This is a genomic window from Desulfosarcina cetonica JCM 12296 (assembly GCF_001311845.1).
GTDB lineage: Bacteria > Desulfobacterota > Desulfobacteria > Desulfobacterales > Desulfosarcinaceae > Desulfosarcina > Desulfosarcina cetonica.
On record NZ_BBCC01000075.1, the window covers coordinates 21,324 to 28,138 of the forward strand.

Below are 6,815 nucleotides of genomic sequence, written 5' to 3' on the forward strand. Positions count from 1 at the left end.
AGTTTTCTTGTGAGCAGCAGTGCGTTGTCACCGTCCATTAATTTTCTGCGCGGCGTACCGGCCGAAGAGGCCTTGTCGCGCCTGATCCCCATGGCCGCCGCAGGTTACGAAAAGGCCATTTTGCGCTATGGCACCGAGGTGCTGCAGTATGGGCACTTTTCCGGTTTCAAACCCTTGCGCGAGACCATCGCCCGGCAGCACGGCGTCGATCCGCAGCGCGTGATCGTGGGCAATGGCGGACTGGAAGTGATTTCCCTGTTTTTCAAGTCCCTTCCACCGCAGAGCCACATCCTCGTCGAGGAATTGACCTATGATCGGGTCCTTTCCGATGCCCGGCGCTACGGCCACACGGTGAGCGGCGTCCGTCTGACCGACGAGGGCGTTGATCTCGAACAGCTCGCATCCATCGTCGCGGATTCCAATGTCGCGGTGTTTTATGGGATTCCCTTCCACCAGAACCCGACCGGCATCAATTACAGTGAAGCGAACCGCAAGGCTGTTGAACGCATCTGCGCGGATAACCAGGTCGTTTGCGTGTGGGATATCTGCTACCAGGATCTGCGCTATGACGGCAACCTGAACGCCGGTATCGCGATTTCCGATGCGGGACCGATTCTCACGAGTTCATTTACCAAGACCATTTCGCCCGGAACCAAATGTGGCTACATGATCGTTCCCGCAGGGTATGTGGACCACCTGACCCAGGTGATTGCCAATACGCGCATCAACCCGAATTTGCCGACCCAGGCCTTTATCGCCGACTTCATCGAAGCCGGGCCACTATGCGGCGTATCTCGAGGAATTGCGCCAGTTGTACCGACCCCGCATGGAGGCTTTGAACGCGGCGATGCGCACCCATTTCCCGGATGCATTGCCCGCGGACCTTACCGGCGGTTTCTTTGCCACGCTGATGTTCGAGGGGATCATCGCGGATCGTCAGGCGGATTTCATTGCCGCCGCCAAAAAAGCCGGTGTCAATATCGCCGCCGGGTGGGGGGCCGTGGTGCCGGATTTCAAACGGCAATGGCAGGATAGGGGGCTCTTGATCCGCCTCACCTTCCCGGCCTACGAAGCCGAGCGGGTCACCTGGGGCGTCACGCGCCTCAAGGAGATCTTTGAAAGCGCTTTCTGACGGATCGGAGAGGGGGAAGTGCCCGCCGGCGATGGTTTTGAAGTCGGTGGGCACTTGTCTTTTCACCGATGTATTTGTTAGACTGCATTATTTTTCAGGGATGTGACCATTGAACGAAAACAGCCACGCCGAATATCCGATTTTGCTGGCCGATGACGACCCCATCTCCCGGCGGCTATTCGAAAAATTGCTGACCCGGGAAGGCTTCCGCGTGACGGTCGCCGCGGACGGCCGGGAGGCACTGGAACTGTTCCGGCGCCACTTTTTCCCGATTGTCCTGACGGACTGGGAAATGCCCAAAATGGAGGGGCCGGAACTGTGCCAGGCCATTCGCCGGGAAAGCCCCAGCCGGTATGTCTACATGGTCATGATGACCTCCAAGGGCAGCAAGGACGACATCATTTCAGGCCTTGGCGCCGGTGCGGACGACTATCTGACCAAACCGGCCCACCATGCCGAATTGGTGGCCCGCATCAACACCGGAATCCGGATTCTGCAACTGGAAAAGTCACTCAAGGCCGCGGTCGATGAAATCCAGTTGATGTCGGTCACCGACCCGTTGACCAGCGTTTACAACCGCGGATACATCAACCAGCGCCTGCCCGAGGAGATTCAGCGGGCGGTCCGCTACGGACATGAATTTTCCCTTTTGATGTGTGACATCGATCATTTCAAAAAGGTCAACGATACCTATGGCCACCTGGCCGGCGACAATGTCTTGCAGTCTTTTGCCCGCTCCCTGGCGGCGGCCGTTCGCCAGCAGGTGGATTGGGTCGGCCGCTATGGCGGAGAGGAATTTTTGGTGATCCTTCCGGAAACCGATTTCGCCGGTGCCATGGTGCTGGGGGAACGGCTGCGCAGCATCATTGAATCGCTTGGCATTCAGGCGGCCGGGCAAACGATCCGCATAACGGCCAGCTTCGGCATTACCAGCCTGTCGGCGACGCCGCCGAAACCGTCCGTTACTGCGGAAATGCTGCTCCAGACGGTCGACCAGTTGCTATATGGGGCCAAAGCGCAGGGGCGCAACCGGGTGCTGGGGCGGGTGTTCGGTCACTAAACGCCTATAGATCCTCCCTTTGCGCTCTGATTTGTTGAAAGTTTCATAACAAGTTGCTGCTCCTCAGGATTCGCAAAGCGCCCAAGATCAAGGCTTGCGGATCCGTCTATTACTGTCAGGCCGCCGCAGTATAGACCTCATTGACCCGCTCCCAATTGATCACGTTGAAAAATGCGTTGATGTAATCCGGACGACGGTTCTGGTACTTCAGATAGTAGGCGTGCTCCCATACATCGATGCCCAGAATCGGTGTCTTCCCCTGACTGATGGGGTTGTCCTGATTGGGGGTGGCCACGATGGTAAGCTTGCCCTGATCCAGCACCAACCAAGTCCACCCGCTGCCAAAGAGCAGGCCCGCGGCGCTGCTGAACGTTTCCTTGAATTTATCGAACCCACCGAATTGCTGACCGATTGCATCGGCGATGGGCCCTGCCAAGGCGACATCCTTTTTGAGCATCGGCCACCAGAAAGAATGGTTGACATGACCGCCGCCATGGTTGCGCACGGCCGTGCGAATGCTTTCGGGCACCGCATCCAGGTTTTTCAGCAGCGCCTCGGCACTTTTATTTTCCAACCCCGGCTGGTCCTTGATGGCCGCGTTGAGTTTATCCACGTAGGTCTGGTGATGCTTGGTGTGATGGATCTCCATGGTACGGGCATCGAAATACGGTTCAAGTGCATCATAGGCATAGGGAAGTTCGGGTAATGTATGGTTCATGATTGGCCTCCATCATGTGTGACGTCGGTTGACGATTCCCCGCGTGAATTACTTGATGATCAACGCTTGCCGGAGGACAAGGGGCGCGGGGACCATTTGGTTGACAAACAATGGGGGTGTCCATAACATAATTCAAATCGATAATTCTTATATCAATATAGTTTTTGTTGATAATATGCACAGACCACTACCAAAGACGCGAATCCACGCCCATGATCACGCATACCCAACTCGAATACCTCGTGGCGGTAGACCGTTACGGCAGCTTTTCAAAGGCCGCCGAGCACTGCTTCATCACCCAGCCCACCTTGAGCATGCAGATTCAGAAGCTGGAGGGGGAATTGGGGGTGGCGCTCTTTGATCGGAGCAAAAAGCCGGTTCAGACCACACCGATCGGTCGCCGGGTGATCCAGCAGGCCTATCGGGCCCTGCGGGAACTCGCCGGTGTTGCCGAAGTGGTGCGCGCGCCCGCGAGGGCGTGTCCGGCGAGCTGCGCCTGGGCATCATCCCCACGCTGGGGCCGTATCTGTTGCCGCGCTTTATTCCGGACCTGTTGGCCGATCACCCCAAGCTGCGCATCGCGGTGCGGGAGATCGTCACCGCCGACATGGTCGATGCCCTGCGCCGGGACGCCCTGGATGCCGGCATCGCCGCCACCCCCCTTTCGATCAAGGATATTAACGAAACGCCGCTTTTTTACGAACCCCTTCATGCTGGTGGCCGCCAATCATCGCCTTTCGCGTCACCCCGATATAGCGCGCGATGACATCGCTGCCGGGGAGATGCTTCTGCTGGACGGTGGTCACTGCCTTTCCGGCCAGTTGATCCAGGCCTGCACGGGCGGTGGAGAGGATTCGGATGCCGATCCGGCCCGGCTGCAGTTTATCGGCGGCAGCTGGAGGCGGTCATCCGCATGGTCGCCTCGGGCCATGGGGCGACTCTGATTCCCGAGCTAGCCACCCTGACCCTGCCGACCGATGTTCAGGCGTTGCTGCATCCCTTCAAAGAGCCGATTCCGGCCCGGCAGGTGAGCCTCATCACCCATGGCGAGGGAATCAAGACCCGTCTGTTGGCGCTTCTGCGCGACGCGATCCTGGCCGGCGTGCCCGGGCACCTGAAACAAAAGGATCCGGCCTGGACGGTAATGGATGTCCGGGCGGCGTAGGCCCCCGACAAAGACACCGACTTGACAGACGAACCCGAGTATGGCACTAAAAGGTAGTACCATTTATGTTGATATTATCGGATTTTCTGCTGAATAGTGGCTGTTTAAGCGTTTTTATTGCAAAAAAGGTAGTACCAAATAGATGGAAAATTTTCCCCAGTCTCCATTCATCCCCGTGCAGAGTGGCCGGGCCAGCGAAGATATTGCCCTGAACCTGGAGGCGGCCATCCTGGACGGCCGCCTCAAACCCGGTGAGCGCCTGCCCAGCGAGCGGGACATGCAGGTCCAGTTCGGCACCGGCCGGGGCGTGGTGCGCGAGGCGATCAAGATTCTCAAGCAGAAGGGGCTGCTCGAGGTGCGTAAAGGGGTCAAGGGCGGCGCCTATGTGCGCCAGCTGGAAATGGCCAACGTCTCCGAGTCCCTGGCGCTTTTTCTCAAACAGCACCCGGTGGAACCGGAGAAATTGATCGAGTTTCGGGAGAGCATGGACCGCTCCATTACCCTGCTGGCCATCGCCCGCGGCAGTCGCGATGAAAAAGCGGCCCTGCTTGCCGAGGTGCTGCGTTTCGAAGCCCTGATGCGCGGCGCAGACCCCGATCTGGTGGCGGCCGGGGAGTTGGACCGGACCTTGAATCTCATGCTGGTCCGCATGGCCCGCAGCCCGCTGTTCGAGTGGGTGATGGCGGCCCTGCAGATGGGATTCAGTTCCCACGACCATGCTTTGTACGAAAACCCGGCCTATCGGGAGCGGGTGGCGGCCAACTGGCGGGAAACCGTCCAGGCCATTGTCGTCTCCGAGCCCATGCGGGCCTTGTCGTGCATCGGCCAACATTATTCATTGCTGCGTGAATGCATCACGCAACAACACGAACCGGTTCTTCAGGCAGCGCTTGCCTTGAACAGCGCGTCGGGTGACCGGCCCGAAGGAAGATCATCATGAAACACTACGATTTTATTATCATCGGCGGCGGTTCGGCCGGATCCGTTCTGGCCAACCGGCTGAGCACCCATCCCCGGCACCGCGTACTGGTGCTGGAAGCCGGCCGACCGGACCATCGCCTCGATTTTCGCATCCACATGCCCGCGGCCCTGACTTACCCGCTCACCGGCCGTACCTATAACTGGTGGTACGAGTCCGATCCCGAACCCTTCATGCATAACCGCCGGATCTACCAGCCCCGGGGCAAGGTGCTGGGCGGATCCAGCTGCATTAACGGCATGATCTACATTCGCGGCAACGCCATGGATTACGAGAAATGGTCCCAAGAAGACGGCTTGGCCGACTGGTCCTACGCCCACTGCCTGCCCTATTTCAAACGCGTCGAGTGCCGCATGGTCGGCGCCGATGCCTACCCGGGCGCGACAGGCCCCCTTTATCTGACCACGCCCGGCTGCGACAATCCCCTGTTCGATGCATTTTTCATGGCTGTCCGCCAGGCGGGCTATCCGCTCACCCGGGATGTCAACGGTTTCCAGCAGGAGGGCTTCGGCCGGTTCGACCGCACCACCTATCGCGGCCGCCGCTGGAATGCGGCACGAGCCTATGTCCACCCGGTCAAGCAGCGTCGCAACCTGACGATCAAATGCCACACCCTGGTTTCCCGGATCCTGTTCGAGGGTAAACGCGCCGTCGGCGTGGCCTACAGAAAGGGCCGCAAGATGCACCACGCCTACGGTGGCGAAATTATCTGTTGCGGCGGGGCCATCAATTCGCCGCAATTGCTGCAGCTTTCCGGGGTGGGGGCGGCCGACCATCTTAATTCCCTTGGCATCGGTGTTGTCCAGGATCTTCCCGGGGTGGGCCGCAACCTGCAGGACCACCTCGAGCTGTACGTGCAGTATGCCTGCAAAAAGCCGGTCAGCATGTATCCGGCGCTCAAGTGGTACAACCAGCCGTGGATCGGTCTCAAATGGCTGTTCGGCCGCACCGGCGAGGCGGCCACCAACCATTTCGAGGCCGGCGGCTTCATCCGTGGCAACGACCGGGTGGCCTATCCCAACATCCAGTTCCACTTCCTGCCGGTGGCCATCCGCTACGACGGCTCGTCGCCCCATGGGGGACACGGCTACCAGGTGCACATCGGTCCCATGAATACCGACGTTCGCGGACGGGTGAAGATCACTTCCGCCGATCCGACCGTCTATCCCAGCATCCGGTTCAACTACCTCTCGACCGACCAGGAGCGCCGCGAATGGGTGGAGGCCATCGGCAAGGCCCGGGAAATCATGACCCAGCCGGCCTTCGACGAATTCCGCGGCGCGGAGCTGGCACCGGGTGAAGGGGCCCGGAGTGACGAGGACATCCTCGATTTCGTGGCCCGCGAGGGCGAATCGGCCTACCACCCAGCTGCACCTGCGCCATGGGCACCCATGCCATGGCCGTGACCGACCCACGGCTGCGGGTCCACGGAGTGGAGAATCTGCGCGTCGTGGATGCCTCGGTCATGCCCTATGTTACCAACGGCAACATTTACGCGCCGGTGATGATGATCGCCGAAAAGGCCGCCGACCTGATCCGCGGCAATACGCCGCTGGCGCCGGAGCCGCTGCCGTACTACCGCTATCAGCCGAAGGGGGAGGTGGCAGGCGTATGATCCGAGGTGAAATGGTTATCGATGGAAACTGGCGGCCGGCACGCTCGGGGCGGCAGCGCACGATCATCAATCCCTATGATGGATCGACCCTTGTTCAGGTGGCCGAGGGCGGTCGTGAGGATGCCCGGGACGCCATTGCCGCCGCC

The 6,815-nt window shown here is 59.8% G+C and carries 7 protein-coding genes and 1 pseudogene; 7 read left to right on the plus strand and 1 reads right to left on the minus strand.

Annotation, left to right across the window (positions count from 1 at the left end; genetic code table 11):
* Positions 1–9: 9 nt before the first annotated feature.
* From JCM12296_RS17245 to JCM12296_RS17250, 3 genes are all read left to right on the plus strand, one after another.
* Positions 10–1,035, plus strand: coding sequence for an aminotransferase class I/II-fold pyridoxal phosphate-dependent enzyme (locus JCM12296_RS17245; protein WP_054695724.1), 1,026 nt, complete (start codon positions 10–12; stop codon positions 1,033–1,035).
* A complete protein-coding gene (locus JCM12296_RS47640) occupies positions 1,004–1,132 on the plus strand; it encodes a hypothetical protein (protein ID WP_281492040.1) in 129 nt (42 codons plus the stop codon). Before JCM12296_RS17245 ends, JCM12296_RS47640 begins: the two co-directional genes overlap by 32 nt.
* A 109-nt stretch (positions 1,133–1,241) precedes the next feature.
* Positions 1,242–2,192: a diguanylate cyclase gene (locus JCM12296_RS17250; RefSeq protein ID WP_054695727.1), complete on the plus strand. Its 951-nt coding sequence runs from the start codon at positions 1,242–1,244 to the stop codon at positions 2,190–2,192.
* 115 nt (positions 2,193–2,307) lie between these two features.
* Here JCM12296_RS17250 and JCM12296_RS17255 read toward each other — a convergent pair whose 3' ends face one another.
* Positions 2,308–2,910: a superoxide dismutase gene (locus tag JCM12296_RS17255; protein ID WP_054695730.1), complete on the minus strand. Its 603-nt coding sequence runs from the start codon at positions 2,908–2,910 to the stop codon at positions 2,308–2,310.
* A 212-nt stretch (positions 2,911–3,122) separates the two neighbouring features.
* Here JCM12296_RS17255 and JCM12296_RS38450 point away from each other — a divergent pair, with 212 nt between their 5' ends.
* The 4 genes and pseudogenes from JCM12296_RS38450 to betA all read left to right on the plus strand — a co-directional run bounded on the left by JCM12296_RS38450 (position 3,123) and on the right by betA (position 6,669).
* Entirely contained in the window at positions 3,123–3,854 is a 732-nt protein-coding gene (locus JCM12296_RS38450; RefSeq protein ID WP_157067696.1) for a LysR family transcriptional regulator, read from the plus strand.
* Positions 3,824–4,075 (plus strand): type 2 periplasmic-binding domain-containing protein, encoded by a 252-nt coding sequence (locus JCM12296_RS17265; RefSeq protein ID WP_054695734.1) that lies wholly within the window; start codon positions 3,824–3,826, stop codon positions 4,073–4,075. Before JCM12296_RS38450 ends, JCM12296_RS17265 begins: the two co-directional genes overlap by 31 nt.
* 142 nt (positions 4,076–4,217) lie before the next feature.
* Positions 4,218–5,015, plus strand: a complete 798-nt coding sequence (locus JCM12296_RS17270; protein ID WP_054695736.1) for a FadR/GntR family transcriptional regulator — start codon at positions 4,218–4,220, stop codon at positions 5,013–5,015.
* Positions 5,012–6,669, plus strand: a pseudogene (gene betA / locus JCM12296_RS17275) (choline dehydrogenase). Before JCM12296_RS17270 ends, betA begins: the two are co-directional and overlap by 4 nt.
* Positions 6,670–6,815 lie beyond the last annotated feature (146 nt).

What these genes read in the sequence shown, in the direction of transcription:
- JCM12296_RS17255 (WP_054695730.1), bottom strand. Translation starts at nt 2,910, where the DNA reads ATGAACCATACATTACCCGAACTTCCCTATGCCTATGATGCACTTGAA.
- JCM12296_RS38450 (WP_157067696.1), top strand. Translation starts at nt 3,123, where the DNA reads ATGATCACGCATACCCAACTCGAATACCTCGTGGCGGTAGACCGTTAC.
- JCM12296_RS17270 (WP_054695736.1), top strand. Translation starts at nt 4,218, where the DNA reads ATGGAAAATTTTCCCCAGTCTCCATTCATCCCCGTGCAGAGTGGCCGG.
- JCM12296_RS17265 (WP_054695734.1), top strand. Translation starts at nt 3,824, where the DNA reads ATGGTCGCCTCGGGCCATGGGGCGACTCTGATTCCCGAGCTAGCCACC.